General features: G+C 53.3%; 1 rRNA gene. It reads right to left on the reverse strand.

Going from position 1 to position 782, the window contains the following annotated elements:
- A 23S ribosomal RNA gene (locus QM806_RS40895) occupies positions 1 to 701 on the reverse strand; the annotation flags it as partial.
- Between the last annotated feature and the right edge of the window lie 81 nt (positions 702 to 782).

Raw genomic sequence — 782 nt, forward strand, 5'->3', positions numbered from 1 at the left:
CGCGACATGCCACTAACTCGCAGGCTCATTCTTCAAAAGGCACGCCATCACCCCCAGCAGCAAGCTGCTCGAAGGCTTTGACGGATTGTAAGCGCACGGTTTCAGGTACTATTTCACTCCCCTCCCGGGGTACTTTTCACCTTTCCCTCACGGTACTAGTCCGCTATCGGTCACCAGGGAGTATTCAGGCTTATCGGGTGGTCCCGACAGATTCACACCAGATTTCACGGGCCCGGTGCTACTTGGGTTTCCATCACGACAGTCATCGCATTTTCGTGTACGGGATTCTCACCCTCTACGACAGGCCGTTCCAGACCACTTCCACTAACACAATGATTTCTTACTGTCGGCCAACACGGCAGCATTGACAAGATGAACCCCACAACCCCACGAATGCAACACCTGCCGGCTATCACACATCCATGGTTTAGCCTCTTCCGCTTTCGCTCGCCACTACTCACGGAATCACTATTGTTTTCTCTTCCTGTGGGTACTGAGATGTTTCACTTCCCCACGTTCCCTCCACACACCCTATATATTCAGGTGCGGGTAACACGACATCACTCGTGCTGGGTTTCCCCATTCGGACATCCTCGGATCTCAGCTCGGTTGACAGCTCCCCGAGGCTTATCGCAGCCTCCTACGTCCTTCATCGGCTCCTGGTGCCAAGGCATCCACCGTACGCTCTTCATTACTTACAACAAAGATGCTCGCGTCCACTGTGCAGTTCTCAAACAACACACAACCAACCATGTCCTCGTCGCCACCGAACACCAGAAAAA

This window comes from Rhodococcus sp. IEGM 1351 (assembly GCF_030056875.1).
Lineage (GTDB): Bacteria > Actinomycetota > Actinomycetes > Mycobacteriales > Mycobacteriaceae > Rhodococcus_F > Rhodococcus_F opacus.